We start from the raw sequence: 25,951 nt of genomic DNA on the forward strand, positions 1-25,951 counted from the left end.
TTGTGCCCAGCCGGCCTCGCGTGCAGTGCTGAGCCATTTGTCGCGCTCGGCGCCTTCAAGCGTGTACACCACCATGCCCGCATCGGCTTGTTTCTTGGCCTCGGCCTTGTTGATTTGCTCGTTTTCGGCGTTGGTGGTTTCCAGCCATTCGGCCATTTTGTTCAGGAAGGCACGCTGTTCGTCGGAGAGCGACTTCCATTTGTCGAGGTTAACCAGCACATTGACGTCGACGTTATAGAAACCTGGGTCGACTCGGGCTTTGGTGACCTCGTGCCAGCCCAGGTCGAGCACGCCCTGAATGGGCCAGCCGTAGCCGTCGACCACCCCACGTTCGAGCGCGGTGTAGACCTCGGACGGTGCGGTTTGCACGCTGTTGGCATTGAGCGCATCGAAGAACGCGCGATACACAGGCGTGACGCGCAAGGTGAGCCCACTAAGGTCGGCCTTGTTTACAGGTTTGTTGACGTAAAGGTGAAACGGCACGCCATCGCCGGTACGCGCCAGGTACCAGACGTTCATTTTTTTGTTGTGCAGCTCGTTGATGTATTCCCAGCCGCCGTTCTTTCGAAGTTCTTGTATGGGGCGTTCGGCCAGCTTCAGGCCGTCGCCCTCGGGCAGCAGGTTGGTGTAGAAAGCGGCTGTGACAAACGCCATGTCGATGACGCCCGAAGACACCGAGTTGCCGACCTCGAATGGGGGAATGGCCGAAGGGCCGCCCATGTGGTTGATCTGCACCAGGCCCTTGCCTTCGGCATTGACCTTTTCAACAAACCGCGCAAATGGACGTTCGATTTCGGAGCCCGGTTGAAACGAAGCCACGGCCCGAAGCACGACCTCTTTTGCAGTGGCCGGCGCGGCGGCGAACAAGGCGCTGACAGCAAGAGCGCCGGCAATTCTGGTGAAAAGCGTCATGGGGTTGTCTCCTGTTTACTGTTTTATATTTTGTACCGGCGGCAACGCCACATAACGCACGCCGCCAAGGCCTTGATTCTTTATGCGCGAAAAAAACCTGGGGATCTTTCGGCATTGGTCAGTCACGCTGGCTAGTCTGGCACAAATCGTACCGCTTTGTCACTAGGGCTTGCCCCATGGCGCATTCGCAGGGTACTTGGCTTAGACGTTGAACAAGAAATTCAGTACATCACCGTCTTTGACCACATATTCTTTGCCCTCGGCCCGCATCTTGCCGGCTTCTTTGGCGCCCTGCTCGCCCTTGCAGGCAATGAAGTCGTCGTAGGCAATGGTTTGAGCGCGAATGAAACCGCGCTCAAAGTCGGTGTGGATGACGCCCGCCGCCTGGGGCGCGGTGTCACCGATGTGGATGGTCCAGGCGCGAACCTCTTTGACGCCCGCCGTAAAGTAGGTTTGCAGGCCCAACAAGGTGTATGCGGCCCGAATCACCCGGTTCAGTCCGGGTTCGTCCATGCCCATGTCTTCAAGAAACACCGCCTTGTCTTCGTCTTCGAGCTCGGCGATTTCAGCCTCAACGGCAGCACATACCGCCACTACCGGCGCGTGCTCGCCCTGGGCGTACGTGCGCACGACATCCAGGTGCGGGTTGTCAATAAAGCCGTCTTCGCGCACGTTTGCCACGTACATGCATCGCTTGGCGGTAATAAAGCAAAACTGCTTGATCAGGGCGGCCTCGTCTTCGTCGAGCGCAAGCGAGCGAATAGGCCGCGCTTCGTTCAGAACAGGAATGATCTTTTCAAGCACCGCCACCATCTTGATGGAGTCCTTATCGCCCGAACGCGCTGTTTTTTGATGACGCAGCAAGGCCTTTTCAGCGGACGCCAGGTCGGCCAGGGCCAGCTCGGTGTTAATCACCTCGATATCGGAGATGGGGTCGACCCGCCCGGCCACGTGCACCACGTTCTCGTCTTCGAAGCATCGCACCACGTGAACAATGGCGTCGGTTTCGCGAATATTAGCCAGGAACTGGTTGCCCAGGCCCTCGCCTTTCGAGGCTCCGGCCACCAGGCCTGCGATGTCCACGAACTCGACCACTGCGGGCAGGACGCGCTCGGGCTTGACGATTTCGGCCAGCGCATCGAGCCGTGCGTCGGGCACTTCGACCACACCGACGTTGGGTTCAATGGTGCAGAACGGGTAGTTTTCCGCCGCAATGCCTGCCTTGGTCAGGGCGTTGAATAAAGTTGATTTTCCGACGTTGGGCAAGCCAACAATGCCACATTGCAAAGCCATGGGTGTCCTGAATAATGAAAGAAGCGAGAAGTTATTGGAAAATGGGGTCTATTCTAACTTGGCGGCATCGGCATCCACTGCAACACCAGCCATACCAGCAGCAAGGGGCCGCCGTTGAACATAGCGTGCAACAGCACCGAGGCCCCAATGCCACGCCGCACGCGTAGCCAGGCCAGCGCAAGCCCTGTAAGCCATTGGGGCAAAACCAGTAAGGGCATCAACCACCAAGGCGTCTGGTTAAGCGAAAAGTTATTCAGATGAACGGCCGCAAATAGCAGGCACGAGCCATGCACCACCAGAGGAAACACCGCACGGTAAGCACGACGCCAGCGCAAGGGCAAGGCGGCAAGCCTGCGTGACGGCCGTTTTAAAAAAGGCCACCAGCACAGCAACACGACCCCAGCCGCCAGCGCAAAGGCGTAGCCCTGCGGCCCGGCAAGCAAGGCGACCACGCAAACGGGTACCACCCAGATCGCGCGGGCGGGTTGACGCAGGCCATAGCGAAAGGTCAGCTCTTCGATAATCGGCGCCCAGATCAGGGCGTGCATCCATGGGATATTGCCGAGATTGAGCCTGTGTTCGGCCCCGCCGGCACCTGCTGCGGCCAGGGCAATGGGACCAAGAAAAAGCAGGTTGATCGCCCACAACACCCCCGCCCATTGAAGAAGGCGGCCGATCGACACATTGGGAAACCAGTCGGACCATTCGCCATGGCCGGGCCGACGCCCTGCCGGCCGAGGCGACAGTGCAGGCTTGACGACAAAGCGCAGGAAATCCCGCCACTCTTGGCGAAACGGCAACCTGGATGCCGAGTTAACCGCCATTGCCACCGCCGGGGGCGTTGCCCACTTTGCCGGCGCTTTTGGTTTCAGCGCCATTACCGCTATTGCCACCGTGCAACTGACGCATGGCCGCGTCGAACTCGCCGCGCAACAATGCCGGCACAGCAACGCGGCTGCGCTCGATGGCTTTTTCGATTTCGGCCAGTTCGTCGCGTCGCGGCGGAGCCAGTACGAAGGCCGCCACTTGCTGCGCAAGGCCCAGGTCGCGCGGATGCCCAATGCCCAGACGCATGCGCCAGAAATTAGGGGTCGAGAAAGCCGACTGTATATCGCGCAAGCCGTTATGGCCGGCGTGACCGCCACCCCGCTTAAGCTTTACTTGCCCCGGAACAAGATCGAGCTCGTCATGCAGCACCAGCACTTGTTCGGGCACGAGCTTGTAAAAGCGCATCAGCGCACCGGCCGCCTGGCCCGAACGGTTCATGAACGTGGCGGGCTTGGCCAACAGTACGACCTCGCCGTCAACACGCGCTTTTGCCACCCATGCGGAAAATGCTTTTTCAAGAGTGAATGAGGCGTGCAGGTCGTCGGCCAGATGATCGGCCAGCCAGAAACCGGCGTTGTGTCGCGTGGCTTCGTACTCGGGGCCGGGATTGCCCAGACCGACAATCAGGCGAATGGGTGGCTTCATGAAACTACCAAAGTAAGGCTGCTGAATTCAAAGCGTCTATCGTAATGCAAACGGAACAGCGAACTAAAACAAAACCCCCTGTGGTACACACCAGAGGGGGTTGAGCGAAGCGCCCTTGCACGCGGGCATGCCGCATGCAAAGGGGCCCGAAGGCGGCGTGACTACTCGGCTGCGGACTCGTCGCCGGCTGCAGGGGCAGCGTCGTCGGCGTCGTCGGCAGCAGCACCGCCGCCCTTGACCATGGCGGTAGCCAGTGCGGGGTTGGCGGCTTCGCCCTGACCCACGAACGTTACGCCTTTGGGCAGCTCGATGTCGGCCAAGTGCAGTGTGGCACCAGCTTCGATCGCACCCAGGTCGACCTCAATGCTCTGAGGCAGATCGCCTGGCAGGCAGGTAATTTCAAGTTCGGTCAGCACATGGCTGATAATAGCCTTGGAAACCTTCACGGCCGGCGAGTTCTCGCCATTGATGAAGTGCAGGGGCACCTTGGTGGTAATAGCTTGCTTGGCCAGCACGCGCTGAAAATCAACGTGCAAGACCTGCTGCTTGAAGGGGTGCCATTGCACGGCACGCAGCAGAACCTGCTGCGACTTGCCCTCGAGCTGCATGTCAAGAATCGAAGCGTGGAACGCTTCTTTACGCAGGGCGTGGTAGATTTCGTTGTGGTCCAGCTCGATATTGACAGGCTGTTCGGTTCCGCCATAAACAATGGCGGGAACACTGCCCGCGCGGCGCAGGCGGCGGCTCGCACCCGTACCTTGGACGCTACGCAAAGTGGCGTTGAATTTCATGGAAATGCTCCAAATACAAAGGGGCTTTTGCCCCGTTTACAAACGCAACGCATCGCGTTGCGCGCTTTCGCCGCCTGCCGCGACCAGCAGAACGGCGTCTAACTTTTACTCGACGAACAACGAACTGACCGACTCGGCGTTGGAAATGCGCAGTATGGTCTCACCCAACAGCGAGGCACAGGAAAGCTGGCGGATCTTGGCACAGGCGTTGCCCTCTTCGGACAACGGAATCGTATCGGTCACGACCAGCTCGTCGAGTTCGGAATCTTTGATGCGGTCGATGGCGCCACCCGACAATACCGGGTGGGTGCAATAGGCATAGACAGCGCGGGCGCCGCGCTCTTTAAGAGCCTGCGCGGCCTTGCACAGCGTGCCGGCGGTATCGACCATGTCGTCCATGATAATGCAGGTGCGGCCGTCGATTTCGCCAATAATGTTCATGACCTCGGACACATTGGCACGCGGGCGGCGTTTGTCGATAATGGCCAGGTCGGCCTCAAGCTGCTTGGCCAGAGCCCGGGCACGCACCACGCCGCCGATATCGGGCGACACAACGACCACGTCCTGGTAATTGCGACGCCAGATGTCGCCCAGCAAAATGGGGCCGGCATAAACGTTGTCGACGGGAATATCGAAAAAACCTTGTATCTGGTCGGCGTGCAGATCCATGGTCATGACGCGATCAACGCCCACAACCTGCAGCATGTTGGCCACGACCTTGGCCGAGATGGCAACACGCGCCGACCTTGGCCGGCGATCTTGCCGTGCATAACCGAAATACGGAATGGCAGCCGTGATGCGGCCTGCCGACGCCCGGCGCAACGCATCGACCATGACCATGACTTCCATGAGGTTGTCGTTGGTGGGCGCGCAGGTGGGCTGTAGAACGAAGACGTCTTTACCGCGGACGTTCTCGTTGATTTCAACCATGACCTCGCCGTCTGAAAAACGACCGACGGTCATTTTGCCGAGCGACATGTCCAGATGATTGACAACGTCAACCGCCAAACGGGGGTTGGCGGTGCCGGTGAAGATCATGAATCTGTCATTTGCCATGATGGATGGGATTCCGCGGCGTCAATAATAAAGCTGTTGACGCGCGCCGGCGAAGCGCACAGACTCAACAGCTTGTTGTTCGCGCCAAGGGCCTGTGCCGTGGCTGCGTAAATGGCTGGGGAAGAAGGATTCGAACCTTCGCATGCTGGAATCAAAATCCAGTGCCTTAACCAGCTTGGCGATTCCCCAATTAATCTTTGGTCCAGTAGCGCAAGGGGTGATTAACCAACCCGCGACAGGCCCACACTGCATCTATTACCGGCCCTGTGTCGCCACAGTTGGGTATTTTACCGATTATTTGCTGTTGGGCAAAAACAGCCTGCTTGTACGTTGCAAACTGAGCAAAAATACAAGCACCCGAACCACTCATGCGTGCCTGTATGTTTTGTTTCGCAAAAAAAGCCAAGGCTTTTTCTACTTTTTCATACCGTGCCCGTACAACCGGCTCTAGATCGTTGCGGCCAAATTCGCCAAGGCTAAATAAGCCCGCTTCCTCTGGCTTTACAACTCCCGGGTTTGCAACCTTTGGGTTTGCAACTCCTGGGTTTACTCTATTCAACCCTGCGTTGCGTTCCAGCCAATCAGTAAAGACCGTTATTTTGATGCTTTTTGTATTGCGTGTCAAGTCTGGGTCTGCAAATACATCAATAGTCGAAACATGTTGTGCGGGTCGGGCAATAACGTAGCTGCGTTCGGGAAGGTCGACAGCCGTAAGCAGCTCGCCAACCCCTTGCGCAAAGGCCGCCCGGCCAAATATAAACACCGGCACGTCTGCCCCCAACGGCAGCGCCAGTTCCATCAGTTGCCGCCGGCTCAAGCCGGTTTCCCATAAACGGTTCAAGGCGATGAGCGTGCTTGCGGCATCGCTGGAGCCGCCGCCCAGGCCGCCGCCGGCCGGTATGTTCTTGACGCAGGAAATTTGCGCGCCGAGCCTGGTGCCGGTGGCTTGCTGAAGCGCCCTGGCCGCTTTCAGGATCAGATCATTTTCAGGCGCCAAACCCGGCAACGAGTTTTCGCACTCGACCACGCCGTCTGTGCGTCGCTCGAAACTCAGCGTGTCGGCAAGGTCCACAAAACGAAATACGGTCTGCAACAGATGATAGCCGTCATCGCGACGCCCTGTTACGTGCAGGAAAAGATTGAGCTTGGCTGGTGCCGGCACATCGTACAAACGCATACCGGCCACTACTGTCCGTCGATCACCAGGCGCAAGCTGATGTCGCGTGCGGTTTCCGCGCGCCGTAGGCGAAGCAGACGGGGGCCCAAAGTGTCATAACGTGAAAGTTCGGCCTGCCAGCCGTTTTGCACGAAGCGCGCCAACCGGCCTTCGGCGTCTTTTTCTACCTGCTCGGCCGCCCCCGGCGCCAAGCGCCCATGGAGCCAGTCGCGCAGACCTTCGACAGGAATGGGGCTGCCAAGCACTTGCTCAACCAGCGCGTCGGCGTGCGGCGCCTGATCGGTGGTGCCGTCAGAGCGTGTCAGCACCGCCAGATTCGGCGTGACTTCAATACGGGCCAGGGTGCTGCCCAAGGGGTTGGCCAGATCAAGCCACTGTCGCGCCCGGGTGTCGCGCCAGGCAAAGCCGCCCTGAACCGAGTCGCGGTCTCCGCCCCGATGCTCAACCAGCAGCGCGAAGCGGCCGGTGCGATCAAATGACGGACCTTGAACCTCTCCGCCGATGCGCTGCGGCGTTGCGCAGCCGGCAATCACGGCCGCGGTCAGGATCATGCCTGCGGCAACGAATCGGCGACGGGTTCGAAAGCCGGCTGCCGACATTAGCGGGATACTCCAAAGCGCTGCATCGTTTTGTTCAAAACTTCGTTGCCGGGGTCTGTTTCGAGCGCCGCACGCCAAACGCGCTGCGCCTGGTCGCGCCGCCCTTGCTTCCAAAGGACTTCGCCCAGATGGGCGGCCACGTCGGCAGCCGGCATCAATTTGTACGAACGCTCGAGGTACTCTTGTGCGGCCGGGTAGTCGCCGATGCGATAAAAATACCAGCCCACACTATCAAGAATGTAGGGATTGTCGGGCTCGAGCTCAAGTGCGCGCTCGAGCAGATCTCGCGCCTCATCCAGCCGCGTGTCCTGATCGACAAAGGTGTAACCAAGCGAGTTGTAGGCATTGGCGTCGTCAGGCTCCAGCTCAATAACGCGCCGCATCATGGCCTCGAATTGCTCGTAGCGGCCCTGCCGCTCGTAAAGCATGCCAAGGTCGTATTTTATTTCAGATGTGTTCGGAAGCGCCTTATCGGCCGCCACCAACACCGAAACGGCCTGCTCCGTGCGACCGGCTTCGCGCAAGATGGAAGACAGTGTCAGGGCAATAACCGCACGCTCGCGATCGTCGACCGGCTTAAGCATGTCGAGGGTGCGGCGGGCCTGAGCCAGGTTACCCTGGCGGCCCTCAAGCACCGCTTTGTGGATACGAGCCTGAAAAACCAAGGACGGGTCATCGATAAGCTCGAGCTGACGTATGGCTTCGGCGAGGTCGCCCTGTTTTTCGGCGATCTTGACCAGCATCAGACGCGCGTCCGACGCATCGTCCACGGCATCGGATGCTCGGTCGTCAATAGACTGCCGCCGCTGGGTCTGCACATTTATGTATTGCAGCAGCAGGCTGCGCGCAGCGTCGAAGCGGTCGGCACGGAAATTGATTTCGGCTTCAGTGTAAAGCAGGTCAAAGTCTTCGGGAGTGCGCCGACGCAAATCGTGCACTACCCTTAATGCCCCGTCGAAGTCGCCGCGCCGCACCAAATGGTTAGCCAGCAATAACTGGGTTTTGCCAGACTCTGGATTGGCCTGCACAAACGCCCGGGTCTCGGCAAGAACAGCCTCGGGGTTGACGCTCATGCCGTACTCCAGCACCCGCTGGGCGGCCGACTCAAGCCGCGGGTCAAGGGCCTGTGCCTTACGGGCTTCGCCCAGCGCACGCGTGGCGTCGCCCGCGGCCCAGGCCGCGTCAGCCAGCACCACGTGGGAAATCGGCAACGACCTTACCGGCGCACGCAAGGTGCGTTCGAGCACATCGAGCGCCACCTGCTTGTCGTTGAGCTTTGAGATAATGGCCGCCGCCTGCAAAATGGCGGTGTCTTTGTCGTCGGCTTGCTCGATGCGCTGCCAAAGCGCCGACGCCATGCCCGAAGTTTGCCCGTTCGAGGCCGCCAGCGCCAACGAACTGGCTACGGCCTCGGGGTCGCCCGGGGCCAGCAGCACCCATTGCTGGGCCGCTTCATTTGCCCGCGCCATGTTTCGGTCGATAATGGCCGCACGAAAGGCCTTTTGCGCCAGACGCGGGTCAGACGTATCTTTGGCCAGGCTAAGATACTGCTCGCTGGCCACGTCGAAATCTCCGCGTTGAGCAGCAATTTCAGAGAGCAGGAGTCGGTACAGCAGGTCGGCGGTAAGCGCCACGGCCGGCGGTTCGCCGGCGCGCAAATGTATCTGCTCGACGACCTCGCCTTGCGCGGCCAGCCCCGTGGCGGGAAACTGCACACACAAACCTGCTGATGCCGCCCAAAACAAAAGACTCGATAGTTTCATTCATGAACCGCCGCTGCGGCGTCGATACAAAAGCGCAAATTGGCGAAAATACATTTATCAGATTTAGCGATGTTATCACCCTGTCATGCCAGAGCTCCCAGAAGTTGAAACCACCCGTCGCGGAATTGCGACGATCATGCCCGGCCATAAGCTGCGCCGCCTGCTGGTTCATGAACCACGCATGCGCTGGCCCATACCCCAGAACCTGTCCGACCTGGTCGCTGACCAGGTGGTGCGGGCTTGCCAGCGCCGAGGCAAATACCTGCTGCTGAACTTTGATCATGGAAGCATGATCATTCACCTGGGCATGTCCGGCTCATTGCGCAGCGTCACGCTGGACGAGCCCCGCCGCAAGCACGACCATGTTGAATGGGTATTCGACCACGCCCGCTTCCTGTTGCACGATCCGCGTCGCTTCGGCGCCGTGCTTTGGCACAATGCGGCCGATGGGCCGGTGCTTGCCCACCCTTTGCTGGCAAAGCTGGGTGTCGAGCCTCTTGAAACTGATCTGGACCCGGTCTATTTGCATGGACGGCTACGCGGTCGAAGCATCAGCATCAAACAGGCGCTGCTGGCGGGCGACATTGTGGTCGGGGTGGGCAATATCTATGCTTCCGAGGCGCTGTTTCGGGCGGGCATCCACCCGGCCACAGCAGCCGGGCGGGTATCGCTAAAACGCTGCCAGCGGCTTTGTCTGGCCATACAAGACACCTTGAACGATGCACTGGATTCCGGCGGCAGCACGCTGCGGGACTACGTCAACGCCACGGGCCAGCCCGGCTCGTACTTTGACATTCACGCCGCCGTTTATGACCGCGAAAAACAGCCCTGCCGGGTTTGCGCCACCCCCATACGCCGCATGATGCAGGGGCAGCGGGCCACGTATTTTTGCCCCGGCTGCCAACGCCGGTAACGCAACCGGCGCAACAGCGCCGCTTACGCGTTCAGCACCTTGCCTGGGTTCATGATGCCTTGCGGGTCAAGCGCTTGCTTGATGCTACGCATCAGGGCCATTTCAACCGGGTCTTTGTATTTGGGCAGCACATCGCGTTTAAGCTGCCCCACCCCATGCTCGGCGCTGATCGACCCACCCAGCCGGTAGACGTTGTCGTGCACGATTTCGTACACGGCGTCCTGGTTCGCCAGCAGCTCGTCTTCGGCAAAGGCCTGGCCGCGCGCCACGTTGTAATGCAGGTTGCCGTCGCCAAGGTGCCCGAAAATAACATGCTCAATGCCCGGAAAGCGTGCTTGCAAGGCCGCGTTGGTGGCGTCAATAAAGGAAGACATCTTTGAGACGGGCACCGATACGTCGTGTTTGATGCTTTTGCCGGCGTCTTTTTCGGCAAGCGGAATGCTTTCGCGCAAATGCCATAAGGCCTTGCTTTGCGAGATGTTCTCGGCAATGACGGCGTCAGCAATCAGCCCCGCCTCGAATGCTTCGCCCACGATGGTCTCGAAACGTTCCCGGGCATGGTCGGCGCTTTCGCTGTCAGAAATTTCAAGCAGGGCATACCAGGGCAATTGGGCGGACTCACCTTCAAAAGGCAGGCGTTGCTGCGGGTAGTGCCGGTTGACCAGGGCCAGACAAAAGCCGGCAATCAGCTCGAAACCGGTTAGTGCCGCACCAAAACCCCGGCGCGCAGCAGAAAGCAAGGCAACGGCATCGTCGACCGAACTTAGCGCCACCAGGGCGGTGCATTGGGCCACCGGCCGCGGATACAGCTTGAGGGTGGCAGCGGTAATGACGCCAAGGGTGCCTTCGCTGCCCATGTACAAGTTGCGCAGGTCGTAGCCGGTATTGTCTTTGCGCAGACCCCGCAGGCCGTGCCAGATTTCGCCCTGCGGCGTCACCACTTCAAGGCCCAGCACCAGGTCGCGTGCATTACCGTAACGCAGCACCTGGGTGCCGCCGGCATTGGTGGCCAGGTTGCCGCCGATGGTGCAGCTGCCTTCGGCCGCCAGGCTTAGGGGGAACAAACGGTCTGCATCGCGTGCCGCCTGCTGCACTGCCTGCAGGATGCATCCGGCCTCGACTTCCATGGTGTCGTTATCGGTATCGATGCCGCGAATCCGGTTCAGGCGACCCAACGAAAGAACCAGGGCCGTACCGCTGGAATCAGGTGTGGCAGCGCCGCACAAGCCGGTGTTGCCGCCCTGCGGAACCACCGGCACATCGTTGGCGGCACACCATTTGATCACCTGAGCAACCTCTTGAGTGTTGCCCGGCCTGACCACTGCCAGTGCCTGGCCGCGATAGCGCCCGCGCCAGTCTTCGACAAACGGCGCCGCATCGGCGCCGGTCAGCACGTGGGCCGAACCCAGGATCTCAACGAGCTCATTCAGTTGTGTCATTACTTACCTTTACTGTGCGCCGTAGCGGCGTAGATTGCCATTTCATTTTAGCCGCTCTGTGTAGACGCGCCTCCGCGCCCGAAACGTGCCGCGCCGCCTGTCACGACCCTATGCAATAATCAGCCGGCAAGCCGGAATTGAATTTGAAAGGAAACCTCGTGACGTCGACCCCCTCTTTGCCCGATGCCGTATTCAAGGCCTACGACATTCGCGGCATCGTGCCCGAGCAACTTAATGCGCCCTTTGCACGCCTGCTGGGCCAAGCTCTGGCTCAACGCGCCAAGCGCGAAAGCATCGATACCCTGGTCATCGGTTACGACGGCAGGCTCAGCAGCCCCGACCTGGCCGACGCGCTTCATGAAGGCATTAACGCCGAAGGGATCGACAGCCTGGATATCGGCATGGTGCCGACCCCCCTGGTGTATTTTGGCGCCCATGTGCGGCACACAGGTTCGGGAGTTGCCATTACCGGCAGCCATAATCCTTCGAACTACAACGGCTTCAAGATGATGATGGGCGGAAAGACCCTGTACGGCGACGACGTGCAAGGGCTTAAAGCAGCCATGCTGCAAATCGACCCCACCCGCGAAGCCACCCCGGGCACTCGCCGCAAGCTCGATCTGGTCGGCGACTACATTGAACGCATCGTGTCCGACGTCAAGATGGCACGACCCATGAAAATCGCCATCGATTGCGGCAATGGCGTGGGCGGCGCTGTCGCGCCGCAGTTGTTCCGTGCGCTGGGCTGTGAGGTTGATGAGCTGTACTGCGAGGTCGACGGCCGCTTTCCCAACCACCACCCCGACCCTGCCGACCCGCACAATCTGCAAGACCTTATCCGCCACGTAAAAGACACCGACTGCGAGATCGGCCTGGCCTTTGACGGCGACGCCGACCGCCTGGGCGTAGTCACCAAAGCCGGCGAAATCATCTGGCCTGATCGCCAATTGATTCTCTATGCGCGCGACGTGCTCTCGCGCGTTCCGGGCGCCACGATTATTTTCGACGTCAAGTGCAGCCGGCACGTTGCGGCATCCATTGCCCAGGCCGGCGGCAAGCCGCTGATGTGGCAAACCGGCCATTCGATGATCAAGGCCAAGCTGGCTGAAACCAATGCACCGCTGGCCGGTGAAATGAGCGGCCACACGTTTTTCAAAGAGCGCTGGTTTGGCTTTGACGACGGCCTGTATACCGGCGCCCGCCTGCTCGAAATCTTGTCACGCAGTGCGGATCCGTCGGCGGTGCTTGAAGCCCTGCCCAAAGATATTTCAACCCCCGAGCTAAAACTTGAAATGCAGGAAGGCCAGCCTCACGTCCTGATTGCCCGCTTGCAAGCCGAGGCCAGGTTCCCCAGCTCGACCAGCATCAACACCATTGACGGCGTGCGTGCCGAGTACCCAGACGGTTTCGGCCTGGCCCGCGCTTCGAACACGACGCCGGTGGTCGTGCTGCGCTTTGAAGCCGACAGCCAGGAAGCCTTGAACCGCATCCAGCAGGAATTTCGTGCCGCACTTACGCCCTTGGCGGGCAACGCAAAGCTTCCTTTCTAGCTTTCGTGCGCCGGGGCCGCGTAGCGGGCCCGGCGCACGGCCGCCGCTACAGCGCTCGAGCGGCAAGGCGCACTCGCATCAGTCCAGGTCTGAAGGCTCAAACTTATGGGTTGAGCCCGACGCGTCAACAAGGGTCTGGTACAGCTCAAGGTGCCGCTGCACCACCAGCCTGATGTCAAACGCACGTTCGGCAAGATGTCGACCCTCGGCACCGAATCGCTGCCGCAGCTCGGGGTCGTCAGCCAGACGTTGCACCGCCGAACACAACGCCGCCGCGTCATGGGAAGGAACCAGCAAGCCCGTCACATCCGGTTCGATGGCATCGCGGCAGCCTGGTACATCGGTGGTAACCACCGCCCTGCCGCAGGCGGCCGCCTCGACCAGCGACTTGGGCAGGCCTTCTCGATAAGACGGCAGCACCGCTATGTGCGAACGCGCATACAGGCCAGCGACGTCCGATTGCTCGCCGACACAGTCCACCATGCCCTGCTTTCGCCAGGCCTCGAGCTCATGGGTAGATATGCCGGCCGGGTTTCCGCTGTCAATGCTGCCCGCCAAAACCCAGCGGATGCGCTGGGAACGCGTGAACGACAGACGCGCCGCTTCAACGAACTCTCGCACGCCCTTGTCGGCCAGCAACCGGCACACCATCACGGCAACGATGGGCTCCGGCGGTTCCGGCGCCACCGCAAAGGCCTGCAGGTCAACGCCCGAGCCCCGAATAAGCACGACCTGTTCCGGGCGCACCGCCCCCGCCTGCAGCAATACATCACGATCTGCCGTGTTCTGAAAAATGACCCGGCTATTGCGATGCCCCAGCGCCAGGCGATATAGCTGCAGCGCGGCCCAACGCAAAAAATCAAAACGTTGCCGCTTGCGCATGAAGATAAAGCCCAGGCCCGATACGGCCGCCACATAGCTGGGCACGCCTGCCAAACGCGCCGCGATGCCGCCGTACAACACCGGCTTGATCGTGACCGCATGAACAATATCGGGTTGCAGCTTGCGAAACAGCCGCCAAAGCGCGAACAGGGTTGCGCCTTCTTGCATTGGGTTCTTGCCGCTACGCGACATGGGGATCTCGTGATGTTGAAAACCCAGCGCCACAATGTCAGAGGCGGCGTCTCCGGCCATGGTGGCCACATGAACCTGGTAACCCGCGTTCTTGGCGGCCACGGCGATGGGCTTGCGGTGCGAAAGGAAGAACGCGGGATTATTCACCACAAACAGCAGACGTCGTGGCCTGGAGCCCGGCTGGGCCTGACCGCTCTGGCCGACCGCGTCATAGGTCGACAGCTGCGCGCCTGCAGTCGAATGCTGCGCCGCCAGTTGACGCCAATTGCGATCGTAAGCCGATACCATGGTAGACAGGCTGTACAGCCTTTGCACCCGCTCTGCTCCCGCGGCGAGGCGTTGCTGCATGGCGGGCGTACCAAGCTCTGCAAGCGCAGACTCTATGCCCTTCGCCAGCGCTGACGCATCACCCGGCGGAACCACCCAGCCAAAATCGCCCACGATGCGTGCCGCGTCGCCCACGTCGGTGACGACGCAGGCCGCGCCTGCAGCCATGGCCTCGGCCACCACATTGGGAAAACCTTCGGCGCAGCTGGACAGTACGTGCACATCCAGCGCAGCCATGATGTCGGGCACGTCGTCGCGGCGGCCCAGCAAAATAACGTGCCTGCGCAGGTTCAAGCGGTCGACCAAAGACATAAGGGCCGGGTTGTCGGACGACACGCCCTGCCCCACCAGCACACATTTCAAATCAGGCTGAACCCGCAGGCACAACGCCAAGGCTTCCAACAGGTTGGCGTGGTCCTTAAGTGGATTCCACCGTGCAACGCTGCCAATGACCGGAGTGCCGTCTGCCAGCCCCCATTGGGCACGCAAGCGATCACGCACACCGGGCTGCGGCACCCAGCGGGAAAAGTCGTAGCCATTGGGAATGACCTGCATACGGTCTGCACGATAGCCCCGTGCTTCGTGGCGCCCGGCGGCGTCTTGCGCGCAGGCGATAATGCCCGCCGGCACCAGCCCCGAAAGCCGCGCACACACCCAGGCAATGACGTTGGTCAGGCGGCTGCTTTTTTCCAGGTTGGCGCCCGAATTGCGAATGCCCCACGACACGGCACGCACGCCGGCCCATCGGGCCACAATGCCTCCGACCAGATCAGCGTGATACATCCAGGTCTGAACCACATCGGGCCTTTCGACTTGCAAAAAACGATAGAGGCTTTTTAGGCCGGACCATGTCAAGCGGCCCGCCGGCATGTCCAGCGTCACTACCCGTACACCGGCTTCTTGCAGCCGCGGGCCGAACACGCCCGCGGAGCCCATGGACACCACTGTGTGGCGGGTCGATTGCCCCGGCGCGGTAACCAGGCGGTGCAGCACGGTTTCAGCCCCGCCTTGCCCGAGGCCCGAAATAATGTGAACAACATGCAAAGGCGTGGTGTCGGCCATGCGTTTCCTTTCAGTGGGCAGCACGGGCCACGCCCGCCTGCCTCATGATCTCGTCCCATCGCTCAAGCACGCGCGGCAGCGCATAGCGATTTCGTACTGATACCGCTGCTCGTTGTCCCAACTCGGCCCGTAAAGCCGCATCTTCCATGAGGCACAGCAAACCCTGCGTAAACGCTGCGGTATCACCTAACGGTATCAGCAGCGCATCGCGCCCTTGCCGCGACATTTCCGCCGGGCCGCTGGGGCAGTCGAATGCAATGCACGACAGGCCCAATGCCATGGCTTCGAGCAATGCATTGGGAAAGCCCTCGACCGCCGACGACAAGGCGAATGCATCGGCCTTTGACAGCTCGTCCCAGGGTGTGTTGCTGCGACCCGGCAATGCAATGCGCGACTGCAGACCCAAGCCCGCCACCTTGGAAAGCAAGACATCGCGAAGGGGGCCGTCGCCGTATATGGTCAGGTTCCAGTCGGGTTGTTGAGCTGCAACGCGCGCGAACGATTCGATCAATACATCGAACTGCTTGGCCGGCACCAGTCGGCCCATGGCCACCAATTGCTTGCCGCCCTGCGTCTTCGCAGAGGGTGGTTCGCGCTCAAGCAGCGCCGGGGGCAAGGGGTTGGGTACGACTTCGAGCCGACGGATGCCAGGCACCATTCGTCGAAACGGCTCGACGCTGGAATCAGCCTGCACGGTAACCATGTCGGCCCACGGGTAAGTGACACGCCGCATCAGCTTGAGCACTGCCCCACTATTGGTCGCTGCAGCGGGGTTGGTGCGCTCGCAGACGATGACAGGCACCTTCAGGCCCCAATGAGCCAGCAGCGCCATGACATTCACATTGGTCAGGAACGAAATGACGACGTCAGGTTGTTGGTCGCGCATCAGCTTGCGCATCAGACGCAGCTTTGCCGCAGTGACACTGACAGGGTTGCCGGCCGCGTTCAAAAGATCGGCAATCCACACCAGCTTCACGCCCGGGTTCAATGGATAAAAGCATTCGCCCCGCTTGGGGTACGTAGACACAAGGGTAACGTCGTCGCCGCGCTCGACCCAGGCGCTGGCCAGCGTCGTGGCGACCCGCTCTGCGCCTCCGGTATTCAGCGAGCTGACCAAAAACAGTATTTTCACGGTGCCTGCCTCTGGGAGGCTGTGTCGTCCAGCCAGGCCTGCGCCATCAGAACGCCCCACAAATGGGCGCTCCAGTCGCGCCTCCCGGATTGGTGTTCCTGCCATTTTTGCTGGATGGGCTGAACCTGGAACAGGCCCTGCTGCTTCAGCCTGGAAGGCTCCAGCAAAGCGTGGCCCCAGTCTTTTAGCGGCCCGCGCAGCCAAACCGCAAGCGGCACGCCAAAGCCCTTCTTGGGCCGGTCGACCAGGGCCCGCGGCACATGCTTGTATAAAAGCTGGCGCAGCAACCACTTGCTTTGGCCGTTGCGATATTTATAGCGTTGCGGCAGCCGCCGCACAAACTCGTAAACCTCGTGATCCAGCAACGGCACCCGGGTTTCAAGGCTGACCGCCATGGCTGCCCGATCGACCTTGACCAGAATGTCGTCCGGCATATAGGTAATGGTGTCCAGCAGGGTCATGTGATCAAAAAACGGTAGAGTCAAATTACGATGAAACGCACCGCTTGGCTCAGAGCCGCCGATCACCACTTGCTCCGGCTGCTTCCAGTACGACACAAACTGCCTGTAGAACAGGCCCGAGTGCTCGGTGCTCAATGCCTGAGAAAGCTTGTCAGCCTGCTCGCTCCATCGCCCTTCGGGCAGCACCCTTGCCAACATGCCCGAGCCCTTTGCAATCGGGCCCCGCAACAGTGTGGGCATGCTTTCGCGACGCGCCCACCATTGAGCGGCCCGAAAGTAACGCGAATAACCCCCCATAAGTTCGTCACCGCCGTCGCCCGACAAGGCCACGGTAACGTCCCGTTTTGCCATACGGGCGACCAGGGCGGTCGGAATCTGCGATGAATCGGCGAATGGCTCGTCATACGTGCAAGACAGCGCAGGCACCATGTTCAGGGCGTCTTGTGCAGACAGATAAAGCTCGTGATGCTGCGTACCAAGGTGCTGCGCAACTGCCCTTGCATGCTCGGCTTCATTGAAAGCCGGGACATCAAAGCCAATGGAAAATGTACTGACGGGGTTGGCACTGCGCGCCTGCATCAATGCCACGATGGTGGACGAGTCGATGCCCCCCGACAAAAAGGCGCCAAGCGGAACGTCGGCCATCATCTGGCCCTGCACCGCCGATCCCACCACATTCTCGAATGCATTAACGGCCTGTTGATCGGTGTCGAACAGCAACGGCTGATCCATTGCATTGAGCGCAATTTTTTCGGCCGACCAGTAGGCGCGGGCAGACGGCACACTGCGGCCGCCAAGCGCAGCTTCATCCAACTGCAGCCACGTGCCCGGGGTAAGCTTTCGCACAGCACGATAAATACTGAGGGGCGCGGGAATGTAGTTGTGGCGCATCAGTAAAGTAAGCGCCTGACGGTCGATGTCATGATCGAACCCAGGCAGGCCCGCCATGGCCTTAAGCTCGGATCCGAAAACGAATGTTCCGCCCGCATAGCCCAAGTACAAGGGCTTTTCGCCGAAACGGTCACGGGCGAGAGAAAGCGTGCGCTGCTGGCGATCCCACAATGCCAAGGCGAACATGCCGGTCATTTTCTGCAGGGTGGCTTCCACACCCCACGCGCAAAAGGCTTCGACCAGGGTCTCGGTGTCGGAATGCCCACGCCACGCGGCCACGCACCCTTGCTGCTCAAGCGACGCCCGCAGCTCAAGGTGGTTGTAGATCTCGCCGTTCAACACCAGCACGTACCGGCCACAGTGGCTGGGCATGGGCTGATGCCCAGCCTCGCTAAGGTCGACAATGGCCAGCCTTACATGGCCCAGGGCAAGCTGCGCGGGGGTGTCCTGCCAATAGCCGCTGCTGTCGGGGCCGCGATGCTGCATGCGCTTGCAACCTTCCGCAATCGCGGCCTGTTTGTTCGGCATGGGCCCCCAGGCCCCCAAGATTCCACACATGTTTCGCCTTTGTTTGCCTTGTATTCAAGAAGTGCGTTGCACACGCCGGCCTGGCATGCAACGCTTAACGAGCATGCAGCACTTCGTCCCACAACGCCATGACCCGAGCCGTAGAAAACCGGTCGAGCACATCGGTTGCGCGGCGCGCACACGACAGACGCTTGTTCTCGTGGGCCATCAAGTCTGACAAGTGGGCGGCCAAGGCCTCGACGTCTTCAGCCGGTTCAACCAATGCGCCGTCAATGCCATGCCGCACGATCTCGCGTGGTCCGGTGTCGCAATCGAAAGCCACGGCCGCCAGGCCGCTGGCCATCGACTCGAGCAATGTATTGGAAAGCCCCTCGACCCGCGAGCTAAGCACGTAAAGATCGGACTCGGCATACCATTGCCCGACATTGCCGACACGGCCCGGCAGGGACACTCGAGCGCTCAGGCCCGCGTCGTCGATTTGCTGCTGCAGAGCCTCGCGGCACTCGCCCTCACCCAAAATGACCAGATCCCAATTGGGGAAATACCCCTCCAACTGCCCGAATGCCGAAATCAGCAGGTCGAAGCCCTTGTGTTCGTGCAGGCGCCCTACGGCCAGCAAGCGTCGACGACCATAGCGCGCCGGCGGCGCGACAACAGGCTCTGCCTCCGGCAATGGCCAACGCACCGCATTGGGAATGACGCAAACCCTGGAGCCCGGCACATGTTCTTCCAGCCAGGCAGCTGTACCGGAAGTCAGGGCCACCACCCGCAAGGCCTTGGGATACGCCCAGCGGCGCAAGCGTTGCCAAAAAGGCGATATGGTCTGCGAGGGCGGATGAGTATGCTCGGTTGCAATCACCGGAACCTTCAAGCCCCGGGCGGCCAGCACCGCCAGCACCGACGAGGTGGTCATCATTCCCAATATCAACGAGGGCTTCTCGCGCCGAATCAAGCGCCGCAGCTTCCAGACCCGGCGCAGGTTGGCCACAATGCCCGACACGGTTCCACCGCTTTCACCCACGGTTCCCAACACAAAACGCTGAACCCTGGAATCTAGCGCGTACACATCGGAGGACTCAGCGGCCTGGGTGACCAGCGACACACGGTAGCCGCGATCGGCCCAATAAGCGGCCAGATCGGCAGCGACACGCTCGGCGCCGCCGCCGCTGAGCGAATGGATGACAATCATTAAATGAGGTGAGCGAACAGAAGAGCCAGACAATTTAATACCCTGATGACAAACTCAACGCCTTGCGGACACCGCCCCGGGTGAACGCAAGGCTACAAATACATAGCAGCTATACGACAAGGCATACATGCAACTGGTTGCCAGCATGATGCCCGCCGTGCCCATGGAGGGCGCCAGCACCTGGTTCAGCACGGCCTTGATGGCAAAATTGGCCACCGCAATGGCCGCCATGATGCGGTACCGGTTTTGGCTGGCCAGCAACTGCACAAGAATCAGGACGCCAAAGTAAAAAGGCAGTTGCAGCAAGCCCCAGCGCAACACATGGGCCACGGCCTGAGTGTCTTGCGCGGTAAAGGCGCCGCGCTCGAACAGCAGGGCCACGCCCCACGGAGCCAGCAGCCAGCCCACTGCCGCCGCCACCGCCCCCGCCCCCAGCATCCACACCGACCATTTCAAAGCCACGGCCCGCGCATGCGCCACATCACCCCGGCCATGAACGTCGGCCAGCACGGGAAGCGCCGCACGGCCCACTGATGCAGCACCGATGCCCAGCACCAAGGACAGCAGCCTGGCCGCGTACCCCAATGTAGAGTTGGCGTTAGCCCCAAGATTGGCCGCTGTGTATTGGTCGATGGGGCCGACAAAGCTCATTGCAATCTGGCCCACCAGCATGACACCGGCGGCCTTCACCAGTTCGGGCCATTGGTGCGCGGTAAACCCCAGCCTGGGCCGGGCCCACATGCCATCGGCCCGAGAGGCCAGCCACAGCAGCCAGACCGATTGAATAAAGTAGCCGACCAACGTACCCCACAACAAGGGGCCTACATTGTCGACAGTGACCGCCAGCATGACCCAAATGAGAATCACCACGGCCGGCACACTGTCGAGCAAGGTATTGATATGCCGCTCGTGCGCGCGTAGCCGTGCTGCACTGACACCGGTCATCAGGGTAAGCAGCGCAGCAGGGGCAAAGGCCACCATCAGTTGCGAGGTCAGGCGCTGAGTATGTGGGTCCAAACCTTGCCCCGCCATTTCCAGCAAATACGGCCACGCAACATAGCTGAATACGGCCAGCCCCACGCCCACCAACAAGGCCCAGCCCTGCAGCTCGCCCAGAAACGCCGTACGCGCCTTGCGCTCGTCGCGCCTGGATCGCACCAACACTGGAATCAGCACCACCGACAAGGCGCCCACCAAGGTAACGGGCAGCCATCCGGCCATGGTCAGCGTGAACTGGTAGGCGTCGACGATGTCGCTGACCCCATAGCGGTACGCCACCGCCATTTCCTTGAGCGCGCCCGCCGCCTTGCCCAGCAAAAGAAAAAAGGCCACCCGGGCGGCACCGCGCGCGATCCGGCGGTGGTCTGCGTGCAGCCCCGAAAGCCTTTGCGAAAACGTCTTCAAGTCAGCGCAGGAACTGGGTATACCACGGCATGGCCACTTCAAGCCCCTGAACGATGTTGTGCATGGGCTCGTAGCCGAGCAGCTCTTTAGCCTTGCTGATGTCGGCCTGAGAGTGGCGGACGTCGCCGGCGCGGAAATCGCGGTACACAGGGGGCTTGTCGTACTTCACGCCTTGGCTGTCGAGCGTTTCCGCCAAATACTGGAACAGTTCATTCAGGGTCGTGCGCGCATTGAACGCAACGTTATACACCTGGTTGACGCCCTCGGGCTGGGCCAGGGCCGCCAGAATATTTGCCTGCACCGCGTTTTCGACAAAGCAGAAATCACGGCTGGTTTCGCCGTCGCCGTTGACGACCACTTCTTCGCCGCGGATCATGGCGGCCACCCACTTGGGAATGACCGCAGCGTATGCGCCATTGGGGTCTTGCCGCTTGCCGAACACATTGAAGTAACGCAAACCAATGCTGCCAAAACCATATGAACGCGCAAAAACGTCGGCGTATAGCTCGTTCACGTACTTGGTGACGGCGTAAGGCGACAAGGGACGACCGATGCGGTCTTCGACCTTGGGCAGGGCCTCGTGGTCGCCATAGGTCGAGCTGGAGGCGGCATAAACAAACGACTTCACCTGCGCATCGCGGGCCGCGACCAGCACATTCAGAAAGCCTGAAATATTGACGTCGTTGGTGGTGATGGGGTCTTGCAAAGAACGTGGCACCGACCCCAACGCGGCCTGATGCAGCACGTAGTCGACATCTTGCATGGCGCGCCGGCAGGTGTCCAGGTCGCGAATATCGCCTTGGATAAAGGCAAAATTAGCCCATTTGTCGGCGCCCACGGTTTTTTCGACTTCGTCCAGGTTGCGCTGATGCCCGGTGGCGAAATTATCCAGCCCCACCACCTTCTGGCCAAGCGCCAAAAGGGTTTCGAGCAGATTGGAGCCAATGAAGCCGGCGCAGCCGGTTACCAGCCAGCGCTTGGGCTCTTCTCGCAGCGACTCAACAACTTCAAGATAGCGGTTGCTCATAAGACCTCTCTGTTGGATCACAAGCGCAAGTCGGACTCGTCGGCCGACATGATGTACTTAAGATCGTAAAGCACATGCTGGTCCTTGCCCAGTGCGCGAATGGCCTTTGCGCCCATGTCGGTGAACTGCTTGTGCGCCACGGCCACAATGATGCCGTCGTAGGTGCCAGGCTCGGGCTTGTCGACCGGGGTAATGCCGTACTCGCGCTGTGCTTCGGCAGGATCCACCCACGGGTCGTAGACGTCGACCTGAATGTTGTAGTCGGCCAGCTCGCGCACAATATCCACCACCCGCGTATTGCGCAGGTCGGGGCAGTTTTCCTTGAAGGCAAGGCCCATGACCAGCACTTTGGAATCCTGCACCTGGAGGCGACGCTTGGTCATGGCCTTGATCAGTTGCGAAACCACATAGCTGCCCATGCCGTCGTTCAGGCGGCGTCCGGCCAGAATGATCTCGGGGTGGTAGCCAATGGACTGTGCCTTATGCGTCAGGTAGTAAGGGTCGACCCCAATGCAGTGCCCCCCGACCAGGCCCGGGCGAAACGGTAGAAAGTTCCATTTAGTGCCGGCAGCCTCGAGCACCGCCTGGGTGTCGATACCCAAACGGTTGAATATCAGGGCCAGCTCGTTGATCAGGGCAATGTTGACATCGCGCTGGGTATTTTCGATCACCTTGGCTGCCTCGGCCACGCGGATCGACGATGCCTTATGGGTGCCTGCGGTAATGATCTCGCCATATAACCGGTCGATCAGCTCGGCAATTTCAGGCGTCGACCCTGCGGTGACTTTCTTGATGGTCGATACCCGGTGCTGCTTGTCGCCCGGGTTGATGCGCTCGGGGCTGTAGCCCGCGTAAAAATCTTCGTTGAAACGCAGGCCCGACACCCGCTCAAGCACGGGCACGCACTCTTCTTCGGTGGCGCCCGGGTATACCGTCGATTCGTAAATAACGATGTCGCCCCGCTTAAGCACCTTGCCCAGCGTTTCGCTGGCCCGTATCAGGGGGGTGAGGTCAGGCTGCTTATACTCGTCAATAGGCGTGGGCACGGTAACGATAAAGACATTCGCCCGGGCCAGCAGCTCGGGCTCATGCGTAAACTCAAGCTGCTTCGCTTCCGACAACTCTTCGGGTTCGACCTCGAGCGTGTGGTCTCGGCCTTCGTTCAGTTCAGCAATACGCTGGGCGTTAATATCAAAACCCAGGACCGGACGCTTCTTGCCGAATTCCACCGCCAAGGGTAGCCCCACATAACCCAGGCCGACCACGGCCAGTTTCACGTCTTGTAGTTGCAAAATCGAATCTCCCACTTTCAGGTCTGGAAACAATATAAATTTGGTCAACGCAGCAAAGACAACCGATGTTTCATGTAGCGCGAGCCGCCGGCCCGGCTAGTGCTTGTTGCGGCCGTGCCGCCCCAATGAAGGAAGCAGCAGCCATGCTGGGCGGCGCCAGGACACCAGTCGCGTATAGATCCAGATATAGACCGCGGCAAATACCGCCATGCTGATGCACAAAATAACCGGGTCATGCCACCAGAGGGTGGCAGGCACCAGGCCGATCAAGGTCAACACCCACAAATACGGCGAGGCCATGGCATTGCACAATGCCGGCACGGCATGGCGGCTGTCGCGGCTGAAGGTCACCCTTACCAGGCGTCGAAACACCAGTTGATGCAAGTGCAGGGCATCGGGCTGATCGACCGGCGTTCCGCGCTTGAAGCGCCTTCGCCAGATCGAAAACAAGGTTTCAAACACGGGGTAGAACACGACCGCCAGTGCGTAAAAAGGCGACACCGCCGGGTTGCGCACCACCAGTTGCACCGCCAGAGAAGCAAGCATGAAGCCCAGAAAATAAGCCCCGCCATCGCCTAAAAATACCCGGCCAAACGGAAAATTCCACACAAGAAAGCCCATCGTGGCCGATGCCAGCGCCGCTGCAATCAGAAAAATGGGGATGTCCTGCACCTGCAGGGCCACCAGACCGATGGAAAGCGCCATTAATGTGGCCACCATGCCGGCCAGACCGTTCATGCCGTCAACGATATTCAAGGCATGGGTGACACCGCCTACGGAGACAACCGTAACGAACAGCGATATGGGCCAAATAGCCAGCAGCCAGTCGATTCCACTGATGCCCACGCGCGAAATCCCGCCCAGCAGCCACCATGCAATGGCCGCCGACACGAAAGCGGCGATAAGGCGTTTGCCGGCCCCGACCTCTTTGGTGATGTCTTCGAGCAGCCCGGCCACAAAAACCGGCATGGCGGCAATAAACAAGACCGGCCAAAGCCAGGTCAGGGTCATATTGCTGGGGCCAAGCACCAGCAAACCTGCCAGACTGCCCGCCACCACGGCCAACCCCCCAACACGCGGCGTGGACCGCGAGTGCGAGGCTTGCGGCTTGGACATGTCGGAATCGCCCGTGAAGGCGCCATGCCAACGTTCGGACGCAACGATCAGCCCACCGACCGTGAAAGCCACAATACAGATATACAACCAAGTTAAAGTGTCCCAAGTTTGAGGCACAGACAGGTAACTCCATAACGAAAACAAGCCGGACCCGCTAAAGACAACGGCGTGGCCACGCATAAGAACTCGACCGCTCGCCGCTTCAGACGCAAACCCGAATCAGATAACCGCCATTATGAGCCGAATCTGTAACAACTAGGGCTTACCCTAAAGAAAATATGCAACTAAACATGTAACCAAGATCGAGGGAAACCAGTGCTCCCCATTGCAGGACCGGGTGTTTTATGTACTTGGGTTGCACATGCTTTGTGGCAAATCACCAGCGTCAGCTGCCCTTTTTCTGGCAGACGACATCGTGAATATACAAGACGGAGCCGGGCGCGGAAGATGGATAAAAAAAAGCCCGAGATCGTGAGATCTCGGGCTAAATCCACCAAAGGAGGAGGGTGGAGGAGACAACCTTGGCATGCCGGGCTACGAAAGCTAAGTGCTTGAGCCTGGGTGATTGCGGTTTTTTAAGGGTTTGCCCTTACAATCACGTTTCGGCATCCGATAACTAAACTATATAACAAAAAATGCTGCAGTGCAAGAAACTTTTGGAAGCTGTTGTATTTAAAGCAGTTCTGGCGGTAAACGCGGTTTCTTGCCAACACAACTGCAGTATACCTAGGGGAAACCCGAATGGCAAGTAAAACCAAAACTCCGGCAGATTAAATCGTTACCAAACTACAACACACCCTACCCTGCTACAGCCGATAAGCGGTGACGGTCATGACCTTGGACATGGCGCGCATGCCCAGCCGAATGGGCAATGGCAGGCGTTGGGCGCCCTCACGTTGTGCCGTTGTGCGGTGATCAATTTCGTCGGCGCGCATCTGCTCGACAATGCGTCTGGAGCGGTCGTCGGATTCAGGCAATTGGGTAAGGTGGCCGTCTAGATGCTGTTCAACCTGGGCCTCTGTCTCGGCCATAAACCCCAAGTTGCGTGCCTTGCCGGCGCGACCCGCCGCCACCCCCAGGGCAAACGAGCCTGCATACCAGAATGGGTTCAGATAGCTGGGGCGGCTTTGAAGTTCGTTCAGGCGGTCGCGGCACCACGCCAAGTGGTCGACCTCTTCAGCCGCCGCGTGCAGCAACAGTTGTCGCGTGGCCGGATCGTCGCAGAATACGGCCTGGCCCCGGTACAACGCTTGCGCGCAGACTTCACCGACGTGATTGACACGCATCAGGCCTGCGGCGTGCCGCCTCTGGGCGTCGGTAAGCTTGGTTTCGGCAGCCTGCCGACCAGCCGGATTGGGCCGGCCCGCCTGTGCCACGCCCGCAAGAACTTGCATGGCGCGCCCGGCTTCGGCCAGTATGGCGTCGAGCCCGCGCAGCGCGGTTGCAGGCGAATGCCCAACGGGCAGGGTTTGGGTTGCAGTA

General features: G+C 60.2%; 21 protein-coding genes, 1 tRNA gene and 1 pseudogene. 2 read left to right on the forward strand and 21 right to left on the reverse strand.

The genetic code is table 11. The annotated features are described in order from the left end of the window. From dctP to VL003_RS09080, 10 genes are all read right to left on the reverse strand, one after another. Window positions 1–912, reverse strand: a 912-nt coding sequence (gene dctP / locus VL003_RS09035) for a TRAP transporter substrate-binding protein DctP (protein ID WP_325441694.1), incomplete at its 3' end; no start/stop codon positions are given. Window positions 913–1,113: 201 nt separating this feature from the next. Beyond that, window positions 1,114–2,205 (reverse strand): redox-regulated ATPase YchF, encoded by a 1,092-nt coding sequence (ychF, locus tag VL003_RS09040; protein ID WP_325441696.1) that lies wholly within the window; start codon window positions 2,203–2,205, stop codon window positions 1,114–1,116. A gap of 53 nt (window positions 2,206–2,258) precedes the next feature. After that, window positions 2,259–3,029, reverse strand: a complete 771-nt coding sequence (locus VL003_RS09045) for a CPBP family glutamic-type intramembrane protease (protein WP_325441698.1) — start codon at window positions 3,027–3,029, stop codon at window positions 2,259–2,261. Beyond that, window positions 3,019–3,678 (reverse strand): aminoacyl-tRNA hydrolase, encoded by a 660-nt coding sequence (pth, locus tag VL003_RS09050; protein WP_325441700.1) that lies wholly within the window; start codon window positions 3,676–3,678, stop codon window positions 3,019–3,021. Before pth ends, VL003_RS09045 begins: the two co-directional genes overlap by 11 nt. Before the next feature lie 161 nt (window positions 3,679–3,839). Then, window positions 3,840–4,469 (reverse strand): 50S ribosomal protein L25/general stress protein Ctc, encoded by a 630-nt coding sequence (locus VL003_RS09055; protein WP_325441702.1) that lies wholly within the window; start codon window positions 4,467–4,469, stop codon window positions 3,840–3,842. A gap of 105 nt (window positions 4,470–4,574) precedes the next feature. Beyond that, window positions 4,575–5,525 (reverse strand): ribose-phosphate pyrophosphokinase, encoded by a 951-nt coding sequence (locus tag VL003_RS09060; protein ID WP_325441704.1) that lies wholly within the window; start codon window positions 5,523–5,525, stop codon window positions 4,575–4,577. Between the two features lie 112 nt (window positions 5,526–5,637). After that, window positions 5,638–5,714, reverse strand: a tRNA-Gln gene (locus VL003_RS09065). Window position 5,715: 1 nt separating this feature from the next. Continuing rightward, window positions 5,716–6,702, reverse strand: coding sequence for a 4-(cytidine 5'-diphospho)-2-C-methyl-D-erythritol kinase (ispE, locus tag VL003_RS09070; RefSeq protein WP_325441706.1), 987 nt, complete (start codon window positions 6,700–6,702; stop codon window positions 5,716–5,718). Window positions 6,703–6,710: 8 nt separating this feature from the next. After that, on the reverse strand, window positions 6,711–7,301 hold the full coding sequence (gene lolB / locus VL003_RS09075; RefSeq protein ID WP_325441708.1) for a lipoprotein insertase outer membrane protein LolB: 591 nt from the start codon (window positions 7,299–7,301) through the stop codon (window positions 6,711–6,713). Beyond that, the gene (locus VL003_RS09080) at window positions 7,301–9,064 is read right to left on the reverse strand and encodes a tetratricopeptide repeat protein (RefSeq protein ID WP_325441710.1); all 1,764 of its coding nucleotides are present in this window, start codon (window positions 9,062–9,064) and stop codon (window positions 7,301–7,303) included. Before VL003_RS09080 ends, lolB begins: the two co-directional genes overlap by 1 nt. Window positions 9,065–9,149: 85 nt before the next feature. Between VL003_RS09080 and mutM the strand changes: the two genes are divergently transcribed. After that, window positions 9,150–9,977: a bifunctional DNA-formamidopyrimidine glycosylase/DNA-(apurinic or apyrimidinic site) lyase gene (gene mutM / locus VL003_RS09085; protein WP_325441711.1), complete on the forward strand. Its 828-nt coding sequence runs from the start codon at window positions 9,150–9,152 to the stop codon at window positions 9,975–9,977. A gap of 23 nt (window positions 9,978–10,000) precedes the next feature. On the opposite strand, the gene VL003_RS09090 is transcribed toward mutM, so the two are convergent. Then, complete coding sequence (locus VL003_RS09090; RefSeq protein ID WP_325441713.1) at window positions 10,001–11,416, reverse strand: FAD-binding oxidoreductase; 1,416 nt, start codon at window positions 11,414–11,416, stop codon at window positions 10,001–10,003. 158 nt (window positions 11,417–11,574) lie between these two features. Here VL003_RS09090 and VL003_RS09095 point away from each other — a divergent pair, with 158 nt between their 5' ends. After that, window positions 11,575–12,966 carry a phosphomannomutase/phosphoglucomutase gene (locus tag VL003_RS09095; protein WP_325441715.1) on the forward strand — a complete coding sequence of 464 codons (1,392 nt, stop codon included), beginning with the start codon at window positions 11,575–11,577 and terminating at the stop codon, window positions 12,964–12,966. A gap of 78 nt (window positions 12,967–13,044) precedes the next feature. On the opposite strand, the gene VL003_RS09100 is transcribed toward VL003_RS09095, so the two are convergent. From VL003_RS09100 to coq7, 10 genes and pseudogenes are all read right to left on the reverse strand, one after another. Next, the gene (locus tag VL003_RS09100; protein ID WP_325441747.1) at window positions 13,045–14,262 is read right to left on the reverse strand and encodes a glycosyltransferase family 4 protein; all 1,218 of its coding nucleotides are present in this window, start codon (window positions 14,260–14,262) and stop codon (window positions 13,045–13,047) included. A 150-nt stretch (window positions 14,263–14,412) separates the two neighbouring features. Then, a pseudogene (locus VL003_RS09105) lies at window positions 14,413–15,429 on the reverse strand (glycosyltransferase); the annotation flags it as partial. A 10-nt stretch (window positions 15,430–15,439) separates the two neighbouring features. After that, the gene (locus VL003_RS09110) at window positions 15,440–16,561 is read right to left on the reverse strand and encodes a glycosyltransferase family 4 protein (RefSeq protein ID WP_325441717.1); all 1,122 of its coding nucleotides are present in this window, start codon (window positions 16,559–16,561) and stop codon (window positions 15,440–15,442) included. Next, on the reverse strand, window positions 16,558–18,471 hold the full coding sequence (gene asnB / locus VL003_RS09115; protein WP_325441719.1) for an asparagine synthase (glutamine-hydrolyzing): 1,914 nt from the start codon (window positions 18,469–18,471) through the stop codon (window positions 16,558–16,560). The genes VL003_RS09110 and asnB overlap by 4 nt, the downstream gene beginning before the upstream one ends. Window positions 18,472–18,535: 64 nt before the next feature. Then, complete coding sequence (locus VL003_RS09120; protein WP_325441749.1) at window positions 18,536–19,630, reverse strand: glycosyltransferase family 4 protein; 1,095 nt, start codon at window positions 19,628–19,630, stop codon at window positions 18,536–18,538. Window positions 19,631–19,684: 54 nt separating this feature from the next. Then, window positions 19,685–21,034 carry a murein biosynthesis integral membrane protein MurJ gene (gene murJ, locus VL003_RS09125; protein ID WP_325441720.1) on the reverse strand — a complete coding sequence of 450 codons (1,350 nt, stop codon included), beginning with the start codon at window positions 21,032–21,034 and terminating at the stop codon, window positions 19,685–19,687. A 1-nt stretch (window position 21,035) separates the two neighbouring features. Further along, entirely contained in the window at window positions 21,036–22,061 is a 1,026-nt protein-coding gene (locus VL003_RS09130; protein WP_325441722.1) for an SDR family oxidoreductase, read from the reverse strand. A 17-nt stretch (window positions 22,062–22,078) separates the two neighbouring features. After that, window positions 22,079–23,353, reverse strand: coding sequence for a Vi polysaccharide biosynthesis UDP-N-acetylglucosamine C-6 dehydrogenase TviB (tviB, locus tag VL003_RS09135; RefSeq protein ID WP_325441751.1), 1,275 nt, complete (start codon window positions 23,351–23,353; stop codon window positions 22,079–22,081). 96 nt (window positions 23,354–23,449) lie between these two features. Next, entirely contained in the window at window positions 23,450–24,586 is a 1,137-nt protein-coding gene (locus VL003_RS09140; protein WP_414708277.1) for an MraY family glycosyltransferase, read from the reverse strand. A gap of 689 nt (window positions 24,587–25,275) precedes the next feature. Continuing rightward, the gene (coq7, locus tag VL003_RS09145) at window positions 25,276–25,935 is read right to left on the reverse strand and encodes a 2-polyprenyl-3-methyl-6-methoxy-1,4-benzoquinone monooxygenase (protein WP_325441755.1); all 660 of its coding nucleotides are present in this window, start codon (window positions 25,933–25,935) and stop codon (window positions 25,276–25,278) included. Window positions 25,936–25,951 lie beyond the last annotated feature (16 nt).

The organism is Pusillimonas sp., assembly GCF_035515275.1.
Lineage (GTDB): Bacteria > Pseudomonadota > Gammaproteobacteria > Burkholderiales > Burkholderiaceae_B > Pusillimonas.

Excerpts from the sequence above, each read along its gene's own strand:
- VL003_RS09060 (WP_325441704.1), bottom strand. The coding sequence starts at position 5,525 with ATGGCAAATGACAGATTCATGATCTTCACCGGCACCGCCAACCCCCGT.
- lolB (WP_325441708.1), bottom strand. The coding sequence starts at position 7,301 with ATGTCGGCAGCCGGCTTTCGAACCCGTCGCCGATTCGTTGCCGCAGGC.
- VL003_RS09080 (WP_325441710.1), bottom strand. The coding sequence starts at position 9,064 with ATGAAACTATCGAGTCTTTTGTTTTGGGCGGCATCAGCAGGTTTGTGT.
- VL003_RS09130 (WP_325441722.1), bottom strand. The coding sequence starts at position 22,061 with ATGAGCAACCGCTATCTTGAAGTTGTTGAGTCGCTGCGAGAAGAGCCC.
- pth (WP_325441700.1), bottom strand. The coding sequence starts at position 3,678 with ATGAAGCCACCCATTCGCCTGATTGTCGGTCTGGGCAATCCCGGCCCC.
- asnB (WP_325441719.1), bottom strand. The coding sequence starts at position 18,471 with ATGTGTGGAATCTTGGGGGCCTGGGGGCCCATGCCGAACAAACAGGCC.
- VL003_RS09090 (WP_325441713.1), bottom strand. The coding sequence starts at position 11,416 with ATGACACAACTGAATGAGCTCGTTGAGATCCTGGGTTCGGCCCACGTG.
- ychF (WP_325441696.1), bottom strand. The coding sequence starts at position 2,205 with ATGGCTTTGCAATGTGGCATTGTTGGCTTGCCCAACGTCGGAAAATCA.
- mutM (WP_325441711.1), top strand. The coding sequence starts at position 9,150 with ATGCCAGAGCTCCCAGAAGTTGAAACCACCCGTCGCGGAATTGCGACG.
- ispE (WP_325441706.1), bottom strand. The coding sequence starts at position 6,702 with ATGCGTTTGTACGATGTGCCGGCACCAGCCAAGCTCAATCTTTTCCTG.
- VL003_RS09045 (WP_325441698.1), bottom strand. The coding sequence starts at position 3,029 with ATGGCGGTTAACTCGGCATCCAGGTTGCCGTTTCGCCAAGAGTGGCGG.
- VL003_RS09120 (WP_325441749.1), bottom strand. The coding sequence starts at position 19,630 with ATGATTGTCATCCATTCGCTCAGCGGCGGCGGCGCCGAGCGTGTCGCT.
- VL003_RS09055 (WP_325441702.1), bottom strand. The coding sequence starts at position 4,469 with ATGAAATTCAACGCCACTTTGCGTAGCGTCCAAGGTACGGGTGCGAGC.